General features: G+C 42.3%; 21 protein-coding genes. 9 read left to right on the top strand and 12 right to left on the bottom strand.

Annotated elements, in window-relative coordinates; all coding sequences use genetic code 11:
* Nucleotides 1-119 precede the first annotated feature (119 nt).
* The 3 genes from HGG78_RS08665 to HGG78_RS08655 all read left to right on the top strand — a co-directional run bounded on the left by HGG78_RS08665 (nt 120) and on the right by HGG78_RS08655 (nt 3404).
* A complete protein-coding gene (locus tag HGG78_RS08665; RefSeq protein WP_172532643.1) occupies nt 120-1334 on the top strand; it encodes a pyridoxal phosphate-dependent aminotransferase in 1215 nt (404 codons plus the stop codon).
* A 98-nt stretch (nt 1335-1432) separates the two neighbouring features.
* A complete protein-coding gene (yfbR, locus tag HGG78_RS08660; protein WP_247651901.1) occupies nt 1433-2017 on the top strand; it encodes a 5'-deoxynucleotidase in 585 nt (194 codons plus the stop codon).
* Between the two features lie 58 nt (nt 2018-2075).
* On the top strand, nt 2076-3404 hold the full coding sequence (locus HGG78_RS08655; protein ID WP_172532642.1) for an anti-phage deoxyguanosine triphosphatase: 1329 nt from the start codon (nt 2076-2078) through the stop codon (nt 3402-3404).
* Nucleotides 3405-3423: 19 nt separating this feature from the next.
* On the opposite strand, the gene HGG78_RS08650 is transcribed toward HGG78_RS08655, so the two are convergent.
* Nucleotides 3424-4032, bottom strand: a complete 609-nt coding sequence (locus tag HGG78_RS08650; RefSeq protein ID WP_171980544.1) for a tRNA-uridine aminocarboxypropyltransferase — start codon at nt 4030-4032, stop codon at nt 3424-3426.
* Nucleotides 4033-4035: 3 nt separating this feature from the next.
* Between HGG78_RS08650 and rrtA the strand changes: the two genes are divergently transcribed.
* Complete coding sequence (gene rrtA / locus HGG78_RS08645) at nt 4036-4629, top strand: rhombosortase (RefSeq protein ID WP_172532641.1); 594 nt, start codon at nt 4036-4038, stop codon at nt 4627-4629.
* Nucleotides 4630-4713: 84 nt separating this feature from the next.
* Here rrtA and sohB read toward each other — a convergent pair whose 3' ends face one another.
* The gene (sohB, locus tag HGG78_RS08640; RefSeq protein WP_172532640.1) at nt 4714-5775 is read right to left on the bottom strand and encodes a protease SohB; all 1062 of its coding nucleotides are present in this window, start codon (nt 5773-5775) and stop codon (nt 4714-4716) included.
* Nucleotides 5776-5865: 90 nt separating this feature from the next.
* On the opposite strand from sohB, the gene HGG78_RS08635 reads away from it, so the two are divergent.
* On the top strand, nt 5866-6609 hold the full coding sequence (locus tag HGG78_RS08635; protein ID WP_168521577.1) for a YciK family oxidoreductase: 744 nt from the start codon (nt 5866-5868) through the stop codon (nt 6607-6609).
* A gap of 290 nt (nt 6610-6899) precedes the next feature.
* Nucleotides 6900-7961 carry a phosphatidylinositol-specific phospholipase C domain-containing protein gene (locus HGG78_RS08630; protein ID WP_172532639.1) on the top strand — a complete coding sequence of 354 codons (1062 nt, stop codon included), beginning with the start codon at nt 6900-6902 and terminating at the stop codon, nt 7959-7961.
* A gap of 166 nt (nt 7962-8127) precedes the next feature.
* Here HGG78_RS08630 and HGG78_RS08625 read toward each other — a convergent pair whose 3' ends face one another.
* On the bottom strand, nt 8128-9072 hold the full coding sequence (locus HGG78_RS08625; RefSeq protein ID WP_053311748.1) for a chemotaxis protein CheV: 945 nt from the start codon (nt 9070-9072) through the stop codon (nt 8128-8130).
* Between the two features lie 91 nt (nt 9073-9163).
* Nucleotides 9164-10381, bottom strand: a complete 1218-nt coding sequence (gene mlc / locus HGG78_RS08620; protein ID WP_172532638.1) for a sugar metabolism global transcriptional regulator Mlc — start codon at nt 10379-10381, stop codon at nt 9164-9166.
* A gap of 281 nt (nt 10382-10662) precedes the next feature.
* Here mlc and pyk point away from each other — a divergent pair, with 281 nt between their 5' ends.
* On the top strand, nt 10663-12111 hold the full coding sequence (gene pyk / locus HGG78_RS08615) for a pyruvate kinase (RefSeq protein ID WP_172532671.1): 1449 nt from the start codon (nt 10663-10665) through the stop codon (nt 12109-12111).
* Nucleotides 12112-12206: 95 nt separating this feature from the next.
* On the opposite strand, the gene HGG78_RS08610 is transcribed toward pyk, so the two are convergent.
* Both HGG78_RS08610 and cydH read right to left on the bottom strand, forming a co-directional pair.
* Nucleotides 12207-13373: a patatin-like phospholipase family protein gene (locus HGG78_RS08610; protein ID WP_172532637.1), complete on the bottom strand. Its 1167-nt coding sequence runs from the start codon at nt 13371-13373 to the stop codon at nt 12207-12209.
* An 18-nt stretch (nt 13374-13391) separates the two neighbouring features.
* Nucleotides 13392-13481, bottom strand: coding sequence for a cytochrome bd-I oxidase subunit CydH (cydH, locus tag HGG78_RS08605; RefSeq protein ID WP_172532636.1), 90 nt, complete (start codon nt 13479-13481; stop codon nt 13392-13394).
* A gap of 836 nt (nt 13482-14317) precedes the next feature.
* Here cydH and HGG78_RS08600 point away from each other — a divergent pair.
* Entirely contained in the window at nt 14318-15778 is a 1461-nt protein-coding gene (locus tag HGG78_RS08600; RefSeq protein WP_168521571.1) for a sodium-dependent transporter, read from the top strand.
* Entirely contained in the window at nt 15778-15879 is a 102-nt protein-coding gene (locus tag HGG78_RS08595) for a MetS family NSS transporter small subunit (protein WP_141652904.1), read from the top strand. The genes HGG78_RS08600 and HGG78_RS08595 overlap by 1 nt, the downstream gene beginning before the upstream one ends.
* Nucleotides 15880-16431: 552 nt before the next feature.
* On the opposite strand, the gene ptsG is transcribed toward HGG78_RS08595, so the two are convergent.
* From ptsG to pabC, 6 genes are all read right to left on the bottom strand, one after another.
* Nucleotides 16432-17862 (bottom strand): PTS glucose transporter subunit IIBC, encoded by a 1431-nt coding sequence (gene ptsG, locus HGG78_RS08590; RefSeq protein WP_053311753.1) that lies wholly within the window; start codon nt 17860-17862, stop codon nt 16432-16434.
* A 445-nt stretch (nt 17863-18307) separates the two neighbouring features.
* Nucleotides 18308-19075 carry a TatD family hydrolase gene (locus HGG78_RS08585; protein ID WP_172532635.1) on the bottom strand — a complete coding sequence of 256 codons (768 nt, stop codon included), beginning with the start codon at nt 19073-19075 and terminating at the stop codon, nt 18308-18310.
* Nucleotides 19066-20034: a DNA polymerase III subunit delta' gene (gene holB / locus HGG78_RS08580; RefSeq protein ID WP_171980552.1), complete on the bottom strand. Its 969-nt coding sequence runs from the start codon at nt 20032-20034 to the stop codon at nt 19066-19068. Before holB ends, HGG78_RS08585 begins: the two co-directional genes overlap by 10 nt.
* 10 nt (nt 20035-20044) lie before the next feature.
* Nucleotides 20045-20674 carry a dTMP kinase gene (gene tmk, locus HGG78_RS08575; RefSeq protein ID WP_171980553.1) on the bottom strand — a complete coding sequence of 210 codons (630 nt, stop codon included), beginning with the start codon at nt 20672-20674 and terminating at the stop codon, nt 20045-20047.
* 2 nt (nt 20675-20676) lie between these two features.
* Nucleotides 20677-21687, bottom strand: a complete 1011-nt coding sequence (gene mltG, locus HGG78_RS08570) for an endolytic transglycosylase MltG (protein WP_172532634.1) — start codon at nt 21685-21687, stop codon at nt 20677-20679.
* Entirely contained in the window at nt 21684-22487 is an 804-nt protein-coding gene (pabC, locus tag HGG78_RS08565; RefSeq protein ID WP_053311758.1) for an aminodeoxychorismate lyase, read from the bottom strand. Before pabC ends, mltG begins: the two co-directional genes overlap by 4 nt.
* Between the last annotated feature and the right edge of the window lie 13 nt (nt 22488-22500).

Here is a 22500-nt window from a genome sequence, read left to right as displayed (position 1 = left end):
TGTGATAAAGAGCTAGGCTATCACTTCCGAAAAAGCACCCTATTGTAGATTTTTATTCTATCAAAAATCAATTTGGTGTATTTTAATAAAGAAATCATTTAATTTTCAGGAATCACACAATGCAAAATATCGGGATGTCGTCAAAACTCGATAATGTCTGCTACGACATTAGGGGACCTGTACTCAAACATGCTAAGCGCATGGAAGAAGAGGGGCATAAAATACTGAAGCTAAATATCGGTAACCCCGCCCCATTTGGCTTTGACGCCCCAGACGAAATCCTTGTTGATGTGATCCGTAACCTCCCAACATCTCAAGGTTATTGTGACTCGAAAGGTATCTATTCGGCACGTAAAGCCGTAGTGCAACATTACCAGAAAAAAGGCTTACGCAGCTTAGATGTCGAAGACGTTTATATTGGTAATGGTGCCTCTGAACTTATCGTGATGGCGATGCAAGCCTTACTTAATAATGGCGATGAAATGCTGGTTCCAGCACCTGATTACCCACTATGGACAGCTTCTGTCGCACTTTCTGGTGGTAAAGCCGTACATTACCTATGTGATGAAGAAGCCGATTGGTATCCCGACCTTGACGACATCAAAAACAAAATCACGCCGAAAACGCGCGGTATTGTGTTGATCAACCCGAATAACCCAACTGGTGCAGTTTATAGCCGCGACTTTTTACTAGAAATTATCGAAATTGCTCGTAAACATAAGTTGATCATCTTCGCCGACGAAATCTACGATAAAATTCTCTATGACGGTGCGACTCACACGCCGATTTCAACACTGGCTGATGATGTCTTAATGCTAACGTTTAATGGTCTATCGAAAGCTTATCGAGTATGTGGTTTCCGCGGTGGATGGATGTTTATCACCGGACCAAAACATATCGCTCAAGGCTATGTAGCTGGCTTGGAAATGCTCGCGTCAATGCGCTTGTGCGCCAACGTGCCAATGCAACATGCCATCCAAACGGCACTAGGTGGCTATCAAAGTATCAATGAGTTGATTCTGCCAGGCGGACGCTTGCTCGAACAGCGCGATCGCGCTTGGGAATTGATCAACCAAATCCCTGGTGTTTCTTGTGTGAAACCGAAAGGAGCAATGTACCTGTTTCCGAAAATCGACACCAAGATGTACAGCATTAAAGATGACCAAAAAATGGTCCTCGATTTTCTGAAACAAGAAAAAGTACTGCTTGTACAAGGTACGGGCTTTAACTGGCCAAAACCGGATCACTTCCGTATTGTAACATTGCCTCACATTGAAGATTTGGAAATTGCTATTGGTCGGTTTGAACGTTTCTTATCAACCTACAGCCAGTAGAATTTTAACGTAAAGTTCCATATGCTAAACGGGCGCACTTTCCTAAACTGAAAGAGCGTCCGTTTTCTTTTCCACTCAAAGCAAGGATGTTTATTGCAATGAAAGAGAGCCATTTTTTTGCCCATCTCGCTCGAATGCAGTTAATTCAACGTTGGCCTTTAATGCGTTCGGTTTCCAGTGAAAACATTTCAGAACATAGCCTGCAAGTTGCTTTTGTCGCACACGCATTAGCGGTGATCAAAAACAAAAAATTCGGTGGGAAGGTTAACCCTGAACGAATTGCAATTTTGGGGATGTATCATGATACCAGCGAAGTATTAACTGGCGATTTACCGACACCAGTCAAATACTACAACCCAGATATAGCTAAAGAGTATAAAAAGATTGAAGCCGCTGCTGAGCAAAAACTGCTTTCTATGCTGCCAGAGGAACTACAGGAAGACTTCGCGCCGTACCTGGTGACGCAAGCAGCGCATCCTGAAGATGCGGCTATTGTAAAACAAGCTGACTCTATCTGTGCTTATCTCAAATGTTTAGAAGAGTTGAGCGCTGGAAACCACGAGTATGCACTCGCGAAAAAGCGCCTTGATATCACTCTTAAAGAGCGCCGAACACCTGAAATGGAGTATTTCTTAAATACCTTTGCCCCAAGTTTTGAATTAACGCTGGACGAAATCAGCTAATTAGCGATAAGTTACCAGGTAAGTGTTTGAAAATTAGCAATGTGTTGCAGGAGATGGTATGGAAATTTCCATTAGCCCTAAATGGCTTGAGCGCAAAGATGATGAACATAAAATTCGTCGAGATGATCACCGCAGCCCATACCAACGTGATCGCGCACGTATTCTCCATTCAGCGGCCTTTCGTCGCTTACAAGCAAAAACTCAGGTACACGGTACCAGCCTTAATGATTTCCACCGTACCCGTTTAACACATTCACTGGAAGCGGCTCAATTAGGTACTGGTATTGTTGCTCAGATAAAGCTAAAACAACCCGAATTTCGTGATCTATTGCCTTCAGATAGCTTGATCGACTCATTGTGCTTGGCGCATGATATTGGTCATCCCCCTTATGGGCACGGAGGCGAAGTCGCGTTGAACTACATGATGCGTGAACATGGTGGTTTTGAAGGTAATGCTCAAACCTTTCGCATTGTGACAAGCCTTGAACCCTACACCGAACACCATGGCATGAATCTTTCTCGGCGAACGGCGTTAGGACTACTAAAATATCCCGCTTTACTTAGCCAAACTCGAGCAGAAAAACTCCCCGAAGCGGTCTCTCACCAACGTCAGCTCAAAGCGAAAGATTGGTCACCTGCCAAGGGCATTTATGATTGTGACCAATCGATTTTAGCTTGGGTTTTTGAGCCGTTATCAGCAAACGATAAAGACTTATTAAGCCAAATGCGTGACCTACCAGCAACGCCTTATCAGCACAAAAAGACGCGCTTTAAATCACTCGATTGCTCCATAATGGAGCTAGCGGATGACATTGCCTATGGGGTGCATGACTTGGAAGATGCTATCGTACTTGGCATGGTCACTCGCCAGCAGTGGCAAGAGGCGGCAGCTTCTCAATTAGCCGAATGTGGCGATGCTTGGTTTGAAGAACACATTGCTTCAATCAGTGAAATGTTATTTGCTGGCAAACACTATCGCCGCAAAGATGCTATCGGTGGCATGGTCAACGCTTTACTCACTAGCATTAATGTTAAACCAGTGGACGCTCCGTTTCACAATGAACTCCTCGCTTTTAATGCCTTTCTCGAACCCAATATGGCTAATGCGCTTGAAGTTTTGAAGAATTTCGTTAGTCAATACGTCATTCAAATTCCACAAGTTCAACGTGTGGAATACAAAGGACAACAGATCATCATGGATCTATTCGAGGCGCTCAGTGCTGACCCTGAACGGCTACTGCCAGAAACAACTCGCGGTAAATGGCAACAAGCAGAAGATGGATCTGGAGATGGAATGCGGGTGATATGCGATTACATTTCTGCCATGACCGATGGCTATGCACAAAGAATGCATCAACAATTGTTCTCAGCACATCACCACTGCTGATGTGCCGCGCAAAGACTATTTATTTGGACAAATAGTTGCGCTCAAATACGCCCGGGGGCATCTGGGCAATTTGAAACTCTATCATCTGTTCAAAAGCTGTCATTAGTGGTTGAAAATTTCGCGTTGACTCAAGCAGCGATAAAATATGATATCCCGCTTCAACCGTCGATAAACTGTTTTCACTCGGCGCTTTACGAATACGGTAATTACCGACGAGGTCTTTAGGCAAATGTACACTTGGCAACGCGTGCAAGTTGCCGGAAAGTTGCCACATTTTATATGCTTTCTTCCATGTACCATCGAGTAAAATGATACGAATTTTTTTGGCTGGAGATAACGTCGACAGCTCAGATGCACAGCGAGAAACATCACTGGGATACAGCACATAGTGAACGACATCAGGCTCAGAAAGTAGCGCATTGAGCTGCGCATGTTGGCTGAAATCTTCTCCTACCAAACGCATACTGTTCGCCAAAGATAAATCCAAAATACGCGCAGTTCCCATCGGGCGATGTTCTTCTGTCGGATGTTGAAGGATGATAAGCTCTACCGACGATGCAAGCGGTACAATAGATGCACAAATACACGCCTTAAGCGATTTACCACATTGAGAACAATAACGAGACATAACGTGAACCACTTCCGCCTGAATTTTCTAAAAATGAGTAGTATAAAAAAAAGCTATCTAACGCTAATGACCATCAGTTTGATTTGCTTCGCTTTGCAATTTGAACCCCTTGCTACATTCAGCGAATGGAACTTATCTGTAATCGAAACGGGTCAATGGTGGCGAATCCTAACAGGAAATTTTACTCATACCAACTTTGCACATCTTGGCATGAACCTCGCTGGACTGTGGGTCATCCATTTTGTGTTTCAACCTAGCAGTAAAAGATTGCTACTTAGCCTTCTTATGACCAGCTTTACGGTTGGCGTTAGCCTTTTTTTTAGTAGTATGCAGATTTACGTCGGTTTGTCTGGTGCTCTACACGGGGTGTTTGCCTATTTGGCTCTACAAGAAGCGTTACAAGGACGCCAAAGCAGTTGGCTGTTGGTGGTAGGTATTATCGTTAAAGTCACCTGGGAACAGACGTTCGGAGCTTCAGTCAGCACCAGTGAACTGATCAATGCCCGCGTGGCCATTGAAGCACACCTGGCTGGCATGCTGGCAGGCTTTGCAATCGGATTATGTGAATGGTTACAGTTAAAAAAAGCAGAGAAATAACGCATTTCCCCGCTTAATGCTTCTTTTGCTCATTCTCTTTCAATTGAAATGCAACGCACTTCAACCCAAAAAAAACAGCGCAGATTAAACTATCGGACGTTGACCACGGCTGATTAGCTTCATCAATACGCTATCAGCAGCTTCACCTGCCACACCGGCCAATTTATCTGTCAGTTTTTTCTTTTGTACGTAATGAATCGCCAATACCGTTTTGTCTTTGCACGCTTCAACGACTAAATCATCAGAGGTTTTAATTTCATCAACCAAACCTAACGCCTTCGCTTGCGTACCAAACCAGTGCTCACCTGTCGCCACTTTATCAAGATCAAGCGCAGGGCGATGATCACGAATAAAGTCTTTAAACAGTTCATGCGTTTCTTCTAGCTCTTGCTTAAACTTTTCACGCGCCTTATCACTATTTTCGCCGAACATAGTCAAGGTACGTTTGTATTCACCCGCCGTTAACTGTTCATATTCGATGTCATGCTTTTTAAGCAGTTTGTTGAAGTTTGGTAGCTGCGCAATCACACCAATAGAACCCACAATCGCAAACGGTGCTGACACAATTTTATCGGCAATACACGCCATCATGTAGCCACCGCTAGCCGCCACTTTGTCAACCGCTATCGTCAATGGTAAGCCGGCAGCTTTAAGGCGATCTAATTGCGATGATGCCAAACCATAGCCATGAACCATGCCGCCACCCGTTTCCAAGCGCAGCAGTACTTCATCACCTTCACGAGCAACAGCCAATACAGCGGTCACTTCTTCATGCAAGGAGGCGACTTCTTTGGCATCAATGCTGCCGTTGAAGTCCAAAACAAAAAGGTGTGGTTCGCGTTTTGTGTCTAACTCACCTTCTTTCGCTGCTTTTTTAATGGCTTTATCACGCGCTTTTATTTTCTCTTTCTCGCTTTTTTTCTCAGCTTTATCTCGCGCCTTTATAAACGCATCATCATGTAAATGGTGCTCAAGCTGTTCGACGATATCTTTATGGCGATCAGTCAAATTCACCACTTCCAATTCACCTTTTATCGCACTGTTTTTTCCACCCACGGATTTCACAATGACTAACAATACAACGAGAGCGACGACGACAGTCGCAATCTTGGCCAAAAACAGGCCGTAGTCCAACAAAAATTCCACAGTCATAATCCTCTTAATGTGCGAATTGGTGTATTGTACCCACCTTGTCACAAAGACTTAAAGTAAATCATAAGAATAAGGAAGCACAACGTGGATTATTCAGTTTCTGCAGATGCCCTCAAGGATAAAGTCATTTTAATTACTGGTTCTGGTGATGGCATTGGCAAACAAGCCGCCATTAGCTATGCCGCACATGGCGCGACCGTTATTTTATTGGGCCGCACAGTAAAGAAATTGGAACAGACTTACGATGAAATCGAAGCCGCTGGTTACCCACTACCCGCTATTGTTCCGCTAGATATGAAAGGTGCTACCAAACAGCACTACCTTGATATGGTTGATACGATCGAGGAACAATTTGGCCGTTTAGATGGCGTACTACACAATGCTGGTATGTTGGGTGTAATAAGCCCATTCGATCAAATTGGTGAAGACTCATACGATGAAGTGATGCAAGTGAATGTCAAAGCGCAGTTTTTGCTTACTCAAGCCGTGCTACCACTGCTGCACAAATCTGAAGATGCTCGTATCGTTTTTACTTCATCAACCGTGGGGCACTGTGGCCGTGCATTCTGGGGCACATACGCTATCTCAAAATTTGCCACCGAAGGCATGATGCAAGTATTAGCTGATGAATTGAGTAATACGCACATCCGCGTCAACGCGATTAACCCTGGCGGTACGCGCACAGGTATGCGTGCAAAAGCTTTTCCTGCAGAAGATACTGATTTACTGAAAACGCCGAAAGATATCATGCCATTGTATGTGTACTTAATGGCTGCAGAAGGTAAAGAAATTAACGGCCAGTGTATCGACGCTCAACCTAAAAAGTAAAGCTTCAGCTCACCACGCTCAATGCCCTGCTCACTGCGGGGCATTTTTTATACGGTCAATTTCTTCAGCCTGCTTATTGAGCTGGCTGCAAACATTTATGTTTAAAGATACTGAGTAACCAACAAACGTTAAACACACCTTCCCCCCCCCCCCAGCGCAAGATGCATGATAAATACTGATTATACCTAAAAACATCTTTTTTCACATTTTTTCGCATTTTTACACTAAAATAATGACCTAAATATCAATAAGGTAAGCGCACCCAATAATTGATATTTAGGTTATTAAAAATGTCTGATATAAAAGAAGAAATGCTCTATGAATTGAGTTCACAGAGCCGACGTAGATTTCTAACGTACTCTTCAGCAGCTGCGCTTGTTGCTGCTGCTGGGTTAACCTTTCCCCGTCTAGCAAAAGCAAATATTAATCACAACATTCTAGGCTATGAGTGGATGAAGCATCTAGACGACTCAATGCGCTTAACTGATTTATCTATTCCCGGCACTCATAACTCTGCAGCTGGCGGATATTATTCTTGGGAAGGCGGTCCTGGGTCGGATTACGCTGAATGTCATGTAAAAAATTGTAAGCATCAGCTTCTCAGCGGGTTTCGCTTCCTAGATTTACGTATTGACTGCGATGCAGGTGAGTCTGGCGAAAATAGAATGAAAATATTCCATGGAAGCTACTACTGCTCTACTTTGCACCAAGTGATGAGTGATGTGAATGAATTCTTAGAAACATACCCAACAGAGTGTGTTTTGATCCGCTTTAAAAAAGAAGAGGATAATAGCTCAGATGAAACTTGGGTGCGCACTTTTCATGAGTATATGGAAGAAATGAGGGGTGGAGATAAGAATTTACCCCATCGCGACTACATGTTTACTCCTAATTCGAATTCTTTGCCAACCTTAGGAGAAGTGAGAGGAAAATGGTTAATTGTCTCCCAGGTCGGTGGACTTCAAGGATTTCAGTGGGGAAACGCTGATATTCAAGATAACTATGATCCTGGCAGTATAAGCGCGAAGAAAGACTCGGTCCTTAACCAATTAAGGAAGTCAGTATTAGCATCAAGAGACAACACAACATTATATATTAATTTTATAAGTGGGACTGGAGTTCCAAATGCTATAGGAATCCCCACTGGTCCTGATACCGTCGCAGATGAGTTACTTCCTTACCTCAGCTATAAAGTTAACCCAGACCATTGGGACCAATTTGGTCAACGTCCAGTAGAGTGGTTCAGGACTGGTGCAGTGATGCATGATTTACCGAATAATGACTGGCGAGATCAATATCATGAAGTAGCCGAAAGGATATACTTAACTAACAAGGACTTATATAACCTGTAAAACCACAATCTTATATAAAAATAAGGCTGCAAATCAGTTAAGGTCATTTATCCTTAATATTACCAACAACATCCTCTCGACTTAACGTCATCATCAGAACGACTGACATTAAGTCGAGAGGCTTTCATCTCGAAAAATTAACCACGGCAAGGTCAGAATGCATTGATTAAGAAAGCACGTCACGTAATCTGTCTTGGGCAACTTGTACCAGTAAATCGGGTTGGAATTTAGAGATGAAACGGTCACAACCCACTTTCTGTACCATCGCTTCATTAAAGCTACCGCTAAGCGAGGTATTGAGTGTGACGTACAGGTCTTTCATCCGTTTATCACTGCGAACTTCATGAGTTAGCTTGTAACCATCCATTTCTGGCATTTCAGCATCGGTTATCATCATCAATAACTCTTTGCTCACCTCACGTCCTTCATCACACCAAGATTTCAGCAAAGTTAATGCCTCTAGGCCATCTCGACACTCAATAATTTCAATACCTAACTGAGAAAGCGTTCCTTTAACCTGGTTGCGGGCTGTTGAAGAGTCATCAACAATCAGAACTTTTCGGCCAATCATCTGGTTAGCAAGCTCGCGATCCAAAACATCTTCTGAAATTGATACGTCGTAATAGATAATTTCAGCCAACACTTTTTCGACATCAATGATCTCAACAATAAATGACTGTTCATTGTCTTTAACTTGAGTAATCGCCGTTAAATAATTTGAACGCCCTGCTGATTTAGGCGGCGGCTGAATTTCAGTCCAAGCGGTGTTGATGATATTACGCACCTGCCCAACCAAAAAACCCTGAACCGTACGGTTATATTCGGTCACGATAAGGTTCTGCTCTTGGTTATCCAACCGAGAAGGTGGAAAGCCAATAGCACTGCGTAAATCAATAATGGGAACGGGCTCGCCGCGCAGTGAAGCCACCCCAGTGATATTGTGATGAGATCCCGGCATTTTAGTCAGTTGAGGGACTTTTATCACCTCTTTAACCTTAAACACGTTAATCGCAAAGATTTGTCGACTATTTAGGCTAAACAGCAACAACTCAAGGCGGTTTTCACCGACCAGATTAGTACGTTGATCAACCGTATTTAAAACACCTGACATACGAAATCCCGAAATTAAAAAGTAAACCCATATAACAGTATAGCTATATGGGTTCATTGTAAAAAATATAAATCAATTAAAGACGCAAAAATTAGCCTTCAACCACCTTCATCAATAAAAGCCCATCATAAAGTGCTTGTTTGATTAACGCCGCCCCTGGCATCGTCGCCTGTTTATAAAAACGAGACTCTACTAATTCGAGGTCTTGGTGATAAACCGGTAAGCTTTGCTCTTCAATGCATGTTTGAATGGCAGGATATAACACACTCTTTGCTTGATTAATGACCCCACCAATTAATATTTTTTCAGGGTTAAATAAGTTAATGACAATAGCAATAGCCGCACCAAGATAACGACCAAGCTTTTCAATTACATCAACGGCAAGTGGGTCACCATCCGCCGCTGCGGCGCAAATGTCCTCAATCGTAATTTCACTTTGAGCCGCTAAAGACGACGCTTCACCTGCGGCAATACGCTGTGATACTTCTTCACGAATAGCTTGCGAACTTGCCACTGTTTCTAAACAACCAATATTTCCACAGTGACATCGTTTGCCGTTAGAATCGATTTGGATATGACCTAATTCACCAATATTACCATGCCGCCCTTGCAATACCCGACCATCTAGAATGATACCAGCCCCTAAACCATGGTGAATCGAGATAAGAACAGAGTTGTCGTTGTCTTGTGAGTGACCAAACAGCTTTTCAGCTAGCGCCCAAGCTCGAGTATCATTGGCAATGAAAACGGGCAGGCCAGTTGCCTTATAAATCTCTGGACCTAACGCTAAATTCTCCACATTGTAATGTGGCATTTGCAACACGATGCCTTGTTCAGAATTGACTAAACCAGGCAAAGTAATTGCGATACTGGTCACTCGGTCTAATTGAGAAGAGTAAGTTTGAAAAAACTCTTCTATTTCATAAAGTAACCGTGCAAGTACATCGTCTTGGTCCAGTTCATGAATTTCTATCTTGGTATCGATCAGCACATCACCACCAAGTTCATGCAACGCAATCGTCAAGTAGCCTCGACCTAAACGCATCGATAAAAACTGCCAACCTTCATTGTTCGTCTGTAAACCTACTGCAGGACGACCACGACTAATGGCTTCTTGTACTGTTGTCTCATGGATCAAATGAGCTTCAATCAACTCACGGGTAATTTTTGTAATACTTGCAGGTGCAAGCTCACTCTCCTTTGATAAATCAATACGAGAAATGGGACCTTTTTGGTCGATGAGTTTATATACACGACCAGCATTGACCTGTTTGATATGATCAATATGGCCTGGTTGAGCCATGTACATTGGGAGCTCCAGAAATCAATAACATGCTAATTTTTTTACTTTGCGAAGTAATTGTGAAGCGCTTTGGTATATTGCCGTGACAAGCATCACGGATATACATGGATCTTTGCCAATTAACTCAAGCCACCACTGATTTTTTACATAATTCAAATGCGAAGTAAGTCTTATTTTCTCTCGAAAAATATCATTTCTAACACAATAAATACTCATTGATGCGCTTCATTTTGCGAGATCTTGCATATACTTATCTCAGTATCACCATGCTATTAACGGAGAGCACAATGATCCCTGCATTAAGAAGAACAAAAATTGTCACTACATTAGGGCCATCGACAGACAAAGGTGAAGTATTAGAAGCCATCATCAGAGCTGGTGCAAATGTCGTTCGTATGAATTTTTCACACGGTAGTGCTGAAGACCATATATTACGCGCTCAAAAAGTACGCGCCATTGCCGCAAAATTAGGTCGCCATGTTGCCATACTCGGTGACTTGCAAGGCCCAAAAATTCGAGTATCTACATTTAAAGAAGGTAAAATTCTGTTAAATGACGGTGACAAATTTATTCTTGATGCCGACCTCCCAGCGGGTGAAGGTGATCAAGATTCGGTCGGAATTGACTATAAAAAGCTTCCTCAAGACGTGCAATGTAATGACTTATTACTGTTAGATGATGGTCGAGTGCAGCTTCAAGTCACAAGTGTTGATGGTGCGAAAATTCACACCATCGTCACCGTAGGAGGCCCTCTATCTAACAATAAAGGGATCAATAAAAAAGGCGGTGGCTTGTCTGCTAATGCTTTAACAGAAAAGGATAAGCGTGACATCTTACTGGCCGCAGAAATCAAAGTTGAGTATCTAGCCATATCCTTCCCTCGCAATGGAGAAGATATGAAATATGCACGCCGTTTGGCGCGCGATGCTGGACTAGAAACGAAATTAGTAGCAAAAGTAGAAAGAGCGGAAACTGTAGCGAATGATGCAAATATTGATGACATTATTATGGCATCTGACGTGATCATGGTTGCACGTGGAGACTTAGGTGTTGAAATTGGCGACCCAGAATTAGTTGGAGTTCAAAAAAAGCTCATCCGTCGTGCCAAAGAACTTAATCGGGTTGTCATTACGGCAACACAAATGATGGAATCGATGGTTGAAAATCCAATGCCGACGCGCGCTGAGGTGATGGATGTAGCCAATGCGGTACTCGATGGCACTGATGCTGTGATGCTGTCAGGCGAAACTGCGGCAGGGAAATATCCTATAGAAACCGTCCGCTCAATGGCTGAGGTCTGTGTTGGGGCTGAAAAAATGATTGAAGCAAACCAACAAAATTATCGTATTGATACATCGTTCGTCACCGCGGAAGAAACGATCGCAATGTCGACAATTTATGCGGCTAATCACATGGAAGGGGTCAAAGCGATGGTTACACTCACCGAGTCGGGGCGAACGGCACTGATGACATCCCGTCTCAACTCTGTTCTCCCGATATTCGCCATGTCGCCCAATGAGCGAACATTAAACCGTTGCGCTTTATACCGAGGAGTGACTCCCGTCTATTTTAACACCAAAGCAGATTCCGGGTTTGACGTCGCGGCGGCGGCTTTAAATACACTAAAAGAACGAAAATTATTAAAATTTGGCGACTTAGTGATCATCACACAAGGTGACATTATGGATGTAGAAGGCTCAACCAACTGTATGCGTATTTTACCAGTTCTTGAGTAAATGACTGTCTGATATAACTTTACTCGCTAGCGGAGTTATCAGGGCGTGTTGAAATTTCGAGGTTGCTGTTATAGTGAAACGCCAACACGTCCAAATTAACGTTGTTTAATACGCTCTTTATACGCTGACTGCGCTTTATCAAACTGCTTAATAAATTCATAACCTGCTTTTACTCCTAATGCATAGTCATAAAGCAAGTCATCTTTGTTGCTCAACAGTGAATTCGATTTTAAAGGCTCACTGGGAACGATTTGCAGAACAAAAACATCATCAGGTGGTTTATGCAAAAAATCTTGAGTGAGCGAATAAGTTTGATAGTGCACCATAAGCATGTCAGCGAGACCAGAATCAAATTTATCGCCAATCAAATGGCTTAATCGATAAATATCATCAGCACCAAAAAGCCATCGACCTCCGTTAAGTAACTGTAAATGGATTTGTTCTTTTTTTTGTTCTTTGGCTCGCTCAATTTTCTGTTGTACGAAACCATTCCAATCTTGCTTCCATTGCGATAACTTTTGTTGCCACTGCCCTTGAATATTATTCAAAGGTTCAGAAAGCCAATGAGCTTCGCCAGTAAAAGAAAGCTTCGGTTGCGTTGTGTTGGCTTTGGGGTCGTAGTCAGCACACTCAGTACGGATAACAGCAACGAAACGAGAGCCTTTCCTCCACGCTTCCTGAACCGGTATCGAAGCGGATACTCCCCCATCAATATACGCACTATCATCTAATTTTACTTCATGCGGATATAAACGTGGGATAGCGCAGGTCGCGGTTAATACATCACGCCACCGCTCTCCAAGCAGAGGAAAATAATGATCATGTAATGTACTTGCAGAGGTTGTCGCAGCGTAAGCTTGTCGCTGCTCAAGTACTCTTCTGCCCATATCAATATCTAAGCGGTACGGAAATTCAGAGATTCTGTCCAAAGCCCAGTCTAGATTTAAATATTGTTTGCGCCGTACATAACCAAAGAGGTTAAAGAAGTTGGGGTCAGTAGTGAGGTCTAAAATAAACGCTTTACCTAAACCACGCTGACGGCAGAGATAAGCGCATAAGTTGAGTGCACCTGCAGAGGTACCGTAGAATTCATGAAAGGGGTCAAAATTAGATAAAAGGAAGGCATCTAACACACCTGCAGTAAAAATACCTCTCTGCCCACCACCTTGAGCAACTAATGCATTTTTACCACCAATGTACTTCGAAAATCGATCGACATCGACATTGTTCTCTTTGTCAGAGACAGTTCCACTATTGTTCATCAGCAGAACCCTCCGTCATTAATGAGTAATAACGATTAGCCCATAACCAATGAGAATAACAAAAATTGTTGCTGTGATAACTAAAGCGTATTTGAGTTCGTGTTCCATAAAAACCTCCTGCTATACAACAAAGTAATAACATCTGGATAAAAACGCTTCAAGTGTTGTTAATTTTCTAAATACAATTATGGAGTTATCATCACAATAACTCAATCATAAAGGTACTGGTTAATGTAGTTATGTTAATGAAAACACATAATCAAATTATTTTCGTTGCCTGCAAAATATACATATATACCCAAACAACTTGAAGTTGCAGATAGGTGATAAGTGAGTTCATCCCCATGAGCATAGATAAACTATGTGATTGGGGTGAGCGAATGTAGCCAACACAGATGCAACTGGGTATACCAACTTCGTATCATCAATAAACGCTTTTTAATCACTTAACTAAACTGAGAATTTTTGTATCTCAGCCTATTTTCGGTGATATCCACTAGTGAGTGTCTATTTTTCAGTCAGACACCCTAGAAATAAAAATAGTTTTATCATTTAAAAAAACTAAAAATTACAGCCTTATCAACCACCCACTGTGACTTCTTCCTACTCATTACCCTAAAAAAATGACAATTTAACAACTAATAAACCATCAAAAAACCAGAAAATAACATTTACAATCTATTGCCTTAACCAACTTTAGTCTGTAGTCTCAATGCCATGCGTAGCTGATTGTTTCAGTTTTCGCAAACACACATCGTACAATTAAGAACAATATTCTGAGAAATCTCAAGGCTGACAACATATAAAACTAACTTTTTGCCAGTTCATGGATGAAGGCACAAATATTTAGGATCGCTTTAGCACACCTACTGTATTCATCATTCTAAAACTGGCTCTAGCCAAAGAGAAGCTTCATACCTCAGGGAGTCGTAAAGGAGTAAATTATGAAGCGAGAACAATGGGGATCCCGAGCCGGATTCATTTTAGCCGCAGTGGGTTCAGCAATCGGTTTAGGAAACATTTGGCGTTTTCCTTATATGGCCTATGAAAATGGTGGTGGTGCATTCTTCATCCCTTACCTTTTTGCCATGATTACCGCCGGAATTCCATTCATGATCCTAGAGTTCAGTATGGGTCAAAAACATCGTGGTTCTGCGCCAACAACGTTAGCGAAAATTCACGCTAAATTTGAATGGTTAGGTTGGTTCCAAGTTGGCGTTGCTGCCGTCATTGCTGTTTACTATGTTGCAGTTATTGGCTGGGCTATCTCTTATTTCGGCATGTCATTTACTCAAAGTTGGGGCACGGACACCAATGCCTTTTTCTTTAGTACTTATTTAGGCTTGGGTGACAATTCACCAACTAATCTAGGTAGTATTCAGTGGAAGATCGCCATTGCAATGCTCATTGCTTGGGCGATTACTTATGCCGCTATTGTAGGTGGTGTAAAAGCTGGGATTGAACGCGCCTCTAAGATCATGATGCCAGTACTTTTCATTATGGTCTTACTGCTGATTGGTCGTATGATTTTTCTTCCAGGAGCATTAGACGGCGTTAACTATATGTTTGAGCCTGATTTTAGCAAGATTTGGGATGTGAAAGTTTGGGCGGCTGCATATGGACAAATTTTCTTCACTCTAAGTATTGGCTTTGCCATCATGCTTGCCTATTCTAGCTACCTGCCTGAAAAATCAGATATCACTAACAACGCATTTATGACCGTGTTGATCAACTGTGGTTTCTCAATTCTAGCGGGTATTATGATTTTCTCTGTTCTTGGCTATATGGCTCAAGAACAAGGTAAGCCATTAACAGAAGTCGTTTCTGCTGGTGTCGGTCTTGCATTTGTGACTCTACCTGCGGCAATCAACCTACTTCCTGCGCCTTATATTTTAGGGCCACTATTCTTCTTTGCTTTAGTAGTCGCTGGCCTAAGCTCTCATATCTCTATTATGGAAGCGGTAACCTCGGCGGTAATGGATAAGCTAAAATGGAATCGTAAAAAAGCAGCAAACATTGTTATCGGTACTGGATTAGTCGTTTCAATGGCATTTGCTACTAATGGTGGTTTACTGTTACTTGACCTTGTTGATCACTTTGCCAACAACGTAGGTATTATGGTGAGTTGCTTGGTTGAAATTGTGCTGATGACTTGGCTATTCAAAATTTCAGATGTACGTAAATACGTCAATAGTATCTCAGACTTTAATATTGGTGTTTGGTTTGATATCTGCCTACGTTTTGTTTCGCCAGTTATTCTTGCCATTATCGTAGCCACTAAGCTACAAACATTATTCACTGAAGGTTACGGTGGCTATGACCTAACATTAGGTTGGGTGATGATCGCACTGTTATTTGCTACCGGTGTAGCGATCAACGTAACAAGTAGTAAGGAGCACAACTAATGACAACAAGCGCAATTATTATGATGGTTATTGGTTTGGGTATTACATGGGGTGGCGCTGCCATTTGCATTAAAAAGGCTATGAATAAGCAAGACTCATAAACCGAAATATCTTTAAAGAATATAAATGCCGACAGTCAATGTCGGCATTTTTATATTTAAAAAAATAAATACCATGCTGCAAGGAAAATGCTACTGATTACCCCATAAAATCCCCTGCATGCCACTCTAGGCCTATATCTAAACGTTGCCTTACCATACCACTAGCCAAACCTAGAGGTATTTTTACGCTCGCTCAACTAAGTCATTGCTGCCAATACCCTTGCAACAAGTTAAGCAAAAGTCACCGCTGTTTGCTCACCCTTAGTATAGCGTTAAATGCACCGCACCTGTTCTTGCCTTGGGATAGTAGCTCAGCTCTCGGCAAAGCTCAGTCAAGAATCTCCCACAGTGCAAACATGATGTAAGGCTGAATGATGCGATGGAAAACGTTAACTTCCTCATGCACTCACACAGTTATACTTAGCAATGCTTGCCATCATCACACCAAATACCTAGTTCGAGCCTGAAGAATTACGTTAAAAAATTGAAATAATTAAAGAAAAAAAAGGAGACCGAAGTCTCCTTTATTACCTTATAGGGGATAGAGAGTGATTAACCGTGGTTACGGATCCACTCATCCATTTCTGTTTTAAGGTTGTCAGATTTAGTACCGAAGATAGCTTGAACACCACCAGATACTACAACTACACCTGCAGCACCAAGTTGTTTTAACTTCTCTTGGTTAACCGCTTCTGTTTTCGCAACAGAAACACGTAGACGAGTGATACAAGCATCTAAGTTAGTGATGTTCTCTTTACCACCGAATGCGGCAACAAGTTCACCAGCAAGCTCTGTACCTGTAGCAGTGGAAGAATCTTCTGTTTCATCTTCACGACCAGGAGTTTTAAGGTCCATGGTACGGATAACAAAAGTAAATACTACGTAGTATAGAACAGCGTAAGCAATGCCAAGACCAACCAGAAGAAGCATGTTTTCAGCACGAGGAGATTGAACAACAAAGTCAATGAAACCGTTAGAGAACGTGTGACCGTGAACAACACCTAGTGAGTTAGTCAATACGTATGCAAGACCAGAAAGTACTGCGTGAATTCCGTAAAGTACTGGAGCAATGAATAGGAAAGAGAATTCAATTGGTTCAGTAATACCGGTTAGGAATGAAGTCAAAGCAGCAGATGCCATGATACCCATTACTTTAGCACGGTTTTCAGGCTTAGCACTGTGTGCAATTGCGATAGCAGCAGCAGGAAGACCGAACATTTTGAATAGGTAACCACCAGCAAGCTGACCAAAACCGTTACCCGCAGCACGAGATGCGTCATCAGCAGTCAAGAAACAAGTCATGATACCATTAACTTGTTCACCAGCATTGTTTACACAGCTACCAGCTTCGTAGAAGAAAGGTACGTTCCAGATATGGTGAAGACCAAATGGAATTAATGAACGCTCAACTACACCGTAGATACCAAATGCCGTTACTGGGTTTTGGTTTGCAGCCCAATCAGAGAATGCTGCGATAGCAGAACCTACTGGTGGCCAAATTACAGATAGAATTACACCCAAGCCAATCGCTAGGAAACCTGTAATGATTGGCACTGCACGTTTACCCGCGAAGAAACCTAAGTATTCAGGTAACTGGATTTTGTAGAAACGGTTGAATGACCAAGCCGCAACACCACCAGCTAGGATACCACCGAGAACACCAGTCTCGATGCCATCAACACCCATTACGCCCGCCATTACTTTTAGCGTCGCAACCATGATGCCGTAACCGACAATAGCAGATAGACCTGATACACCATCATTATTAGTGAAACCAAGTGCTACGCCGACAGCAAATAGTAGTGCCATTTGACCAAAGACTGAACCGCCCGCTTGTTCCATCAAATGTGAAACAACTTCTGGTAGCCAGCTAAAGTTTGCTGCACCTACACCCAGCAAAATACCTGCAACTGGTAAAACTGATACTGGTAGCATCAAAGCCTTACCAACTTTCTGCAGGTTTGCAAAAAGGTTTTTAAACATGTTTATGCTCCTGATTAAGTTATTAGAATTGTTCGGGTTCTAACGGCACACCCCCGTAGCCTAAATGTTAGCACCCAATGAAAATGTAACCACATGTGGCATTATATTTTTCGCCTCTAAATATATATTGATGCCCCTCAAACTTTCTAGTTAGTAACGAAATTTAGTTTCAAAACATTAGGCGGATCACAATGTGTCACCGTTAATGAAAAGCTTTACATCAAGTTTAACCGCATGTTTTATATAGTCTTTATTAATAATAATATTAATTTTACTGCGTAAATAAAATTCACTCGGTTGTTATTTTTAGTAACAAAATTACAATTTCACCTTTAAAGGACAAACTTTCAACAGTTTTAGTAAACAAGGAGATTTTTATCCATAATCATGACATTAAGCACAAAAAAAAGGAGCTTACACTCCTTTACCATACAAAGTTTAGTTTCTATCGCAAAAAAAGATCTTGATAGTTTTTGGTGGTTTTTTGTCCAATCTCTTTCAAGGATACACCTTTTAGCTGTGCAATATAGGCAGCAACCTCGACAACATAGGCTGGTTGGTTCTGCTTTCCTCGATGAGGAACAGGCGCAAGATAAGGCGAATCAGTTTCAATAAGCAGCCGTTCAAGAGGCAAAGCTTTAACAACTTCTTTTAATTCTGTAGCCTGCCGGAAAGTGACAATTCCAGAAATAGAAATATAAAAACCTAAGTCCATGGCTGCCTGTGCAAAAGCGAGATCTTCAGTAAAACAGTGAATCACCCCACCACACTTTTCTGCTCTCCCATTTCGCAGCATATCTAATGTATCAGCGCGAGCATTGCGAGTATGAATAATTAGCGGCTTATTCAGTGAAACAGCGGTTTCGATATGCTGGGCAAAACGTAACTTCTGTAGGTCAGCTGTTTCTGGTTGGTAATGGTAATCAAGTCCCGTCTCACCGATCGCCACAACTTTCGGATTTTTAGCATACCTATGGAAACGATCGAGCTCAAATTCACTTTCAACATCTAATGGATGAACCCCACAAGATGCGTGAACATTGTCAAACGGCTCGATCATCTCAAGCATATTGTCGAAAGAATCCAATGTGACGCCAACGGAAAGAAGCTGTTTTACATTGGCTTGAGATGCTTTCTCAACTACATCAGCCACACTGGTATGGAGTTCTTCATAATCAAGCTTATCTAAGTGGCAATGTGAATCTACGAACATAATTCCTCATTATTAAAATCAAATAACCAATTCATTGCTAGCAGTTCACAATTGAGACCACTAAAGGTTGTTAGCTTTTCCATTAAGCGTATTAGTGCATTCGTTTGTTGAAAAAGCACCGGATAAGAGATTTGCTTAGCCAAAGAAAAGCTCACTGGAACAAAATCATCTTGTGTCAAACCAAACTGAACCTTCTGCGTATCAGTGAGGATAGTCCAAAGCCAAGCTAAATGCTTAGCAGGTTCATTAGCGATTTGTTTTGCCCAAGCGGATACATCAGCGTTGGAATTCGCGAAAACATCTAAAAAACTCTTTTCAAAGGCTTGATATTTATCTAATTCACCAGAATTGACAAAGGCTAATGTGTTAAGCGGCGAATTTTGGTTAAGATGCGCCACATACGCAGGAATTACTTGTGAGGTTTGCGAACTCAGCCACTGCGATACATCGAGCGAACTTGGCGAAGTCAATAGCGTTTTTTGACAACGGCTAGTAATGGTCGGTAGCAAGTGGTTAATGCGTGAAGCGACCAATATGAAAAAACAGTTTTTGCCTGGAGATTCCAACGTCTTTAAGAGTGCATTCGCTGCTGATTCATTCATTGCGTCAGCAGGTTCAATGATAATAACCCGAGCACCAGACAGTTGAGCTGATTCTTGCGCCAATTTATTACACTGACGTATTTGGTCGACCGTGATCGATTTTCCTTCTTTCTCTGGGAAAATTCGATGAAAATCAGGATGACTGCCAGATTTCATCAGATCGCAACTGTGGCAAAAACCACAAGCTTCTATAGGCTGATGTGAACACATCAACGCACCACTAAGACGATCAACTAATTGTTCAGCACCTAGTCCTTTAGGAGAAACGAGTAACGTCGCCGCCGGAAAACGCTGATTGGCAAGGTTGTGTTGCCACTGCTGCCAGTAGCTTGTCAACCAAGGATATAGGGAGTTCATATGCACTATCCTATTGCATTTTCAACCATTGAATTAACGCCGCTTTAATTGCTGCTGCAACGCTTTCTATTGGCTGCTCTGCATCAATAATAGCAACATTTGTCTCCGACTCTGCCAGTTCAAGATAACGACTTCGAGTACGCTCAAAAAAGCTGATATCCATTTTTTCAATACGATCTAGCTCACCACGACCTTTTGCTCGCTCAAGTCCTATACGAGGATCAAGGTCTAAATACAGTGTAAAATCGGGTTTAAAATCACCTAAAGTTACCGCTTTTAAATTACGCATGGTATCGAGAGGGATTTGTCTCCCACCACCTTGGTACGCTTGGGAAGACATATCATGGCGATCACCCACAACCCAGTTACCTGCAGATAATGCTGGCTTAATGACATTCTCAACCAATTGAACTCGTGCTGCGTACATTAGCAACAACTCAGTCATATCCTGTAATACTTCACCGTCATGTTCTTCTTTTACTAATGCGCGCATTTTTTCAGCGAGAACCGTACCGCCAGGCTCTCGCGTATTAGTGATATTATTAACACCGAACTCTTTTAATGTTTCCGTGATCGCTTGAATCGCCGTACTTTTTCCTGCGCCTTCAAGGCCTTCTACAACAATAAATTTAGCATTCATAATTATTTTCTTAATTGTTTTAAATAGGCGCGAACTGCGCGATTATGTTCGGTTAATGTTTTCGAGAAAACGTGGCCACCAGTACCACTGGCTACAAAATACAGGTAGTTACTTTGCTCTGGGTTTAATGCCGCTTTAATGGAATCTTCACCAGCCATCGCTATCGGTGTCGGTGGTAAACCCGAAATAGTATACGTGTTGTAAGGAGTTGGGGTGCGCAAGTCTTTCTTACGAATATTACCATCATAGCTATCGCCCATACCGTAAATAACGGTGGGATCAGTTTGCAGGCGCATACGTTTGTTGAGGCGGTTGACGAAAACCGAAGCAATTCGCTCTCGTTCTGAAGCAATTGCGGTTTCTTTCTCGATAATCGAAGCAAGAATTAACGCCTCATAAGGCGTTTTGAGCGGTAGGCCTGCTTGTCGAGATGCCCAATACTTATCAAGTAATGTTTGTAATTTTGCATGTGCACGCTGCAAAATCTCTAAATCAGTGGTGCCAAACGTAAAATGATAGGTTTCAGCGAGGAAAAGACCTTCTAATTTATCTCGGTCAATACCCAACTGTTTTGCAATTTCAGCCTCTGAAAGTGCATTTAAAGTGCTAGTTAAACCTTGAGTCTGTGCAAGTAGTGCTCTCCACTCATTGAAACGACTTCCTTCGACAAACGTAATCGCGAACTGGTGCTCTTTACCATCCACGGCCTTATTTAAGAAATCAATCAAAGCCTCTGATGCTAGGATTTGATAAGTCCCCGCTTTAATTTTGGTGAGTTCAGGATGTAGCCTTCTGACTAACTTGCTCAACGGTGAGTCTGCAATCCAGTTTTTTTCAGACAATATTGTCAAAACACCGTTCAAACTAGTGCCAGATGGGATGGTAATTATTTCAGAGGAATGGATAGCTACCGCTTGGTGCAGATATCCATCCACTTGCTGTTTAATATAGAAATAGCCAGCACTGGTAATGGCGATTACGAGTAAAAGCAATAAGGTAAGTTTTTTTATCACGAGGTGAAACACTCCTGAAAACATCGTGTGTGGTTGCCAAAGGAAAAAGTGGTCGCTGCAATTTTGGTCACAGGTGCGACACCTAAAATGGAGTTAGTGATAAATACTTCATCAGCACTAAGCAGATCATCTAATGAGAACTTATCAATTGAGATCGGCAGATTTAAGTCCTGCGCGATCGATAGCACTCTACGACGAGCAACACCCGCAACACCCGCTTGGTCTAAATTAGGTGTACAGAGTCTATCATTAGTGACCCAAAATATATTTGCAGATGTTGTCTCTATCACATGCCCTAAAATGTCTAATGCCACACCTTCAACATAACCTTGTGCATCCATCTCGGCCTTTAACAATATCTGTTCAAGACGATTATTGTGTTTGTGGCCAGCCAATAATGGGTTAAGACCGAGTCTTTGCCGACAAAGCCCTATCTCAACTCCACTATCTTTCCAGTCAATGTAGTGCGACGGATAGTCGAAAACCGTGATCGTCACCTTCGGTTCTGGGTTCTGCGTTGGGCTATAACCCCTTCCCCCTTCACCACGACTAACATGAATTTTAACACCTGCGTTGTCGGCTGGAAGCACAACTTGCTCAACCCACGAGGCGACTAGCGACCAGTCTGGAGAGGGAATACCTAACAACAATAAACAGGCGTCCATACGTTCAACATGCCAATGCCAGTATTGGAGCTTTCCATGACAAGATAAAATGGTAGTAAAACAACCATCTCCATACTGGAATGAACGATCGGAGAGGGAAACCGTCTGACTCGGCTGTCCGTTAACCCAAAACATATTCACTACCCTA

The organism is Vibrio aestuarianus (genome assembly GCF_012395185.1).
GTDB classification, from domain to species: domain Bacteria; phylum Pseudomonadota; class Gammaproteobacteria; order Enterobacterales; family Vibrionaceae; genus Vibrio; species Vibrio aestuarianus.
The sequence above is the reverse complement of the archived record's forward strand: the minus strand, read 5'-3'. Positions and strand labels throughout refer to the sequence as shown.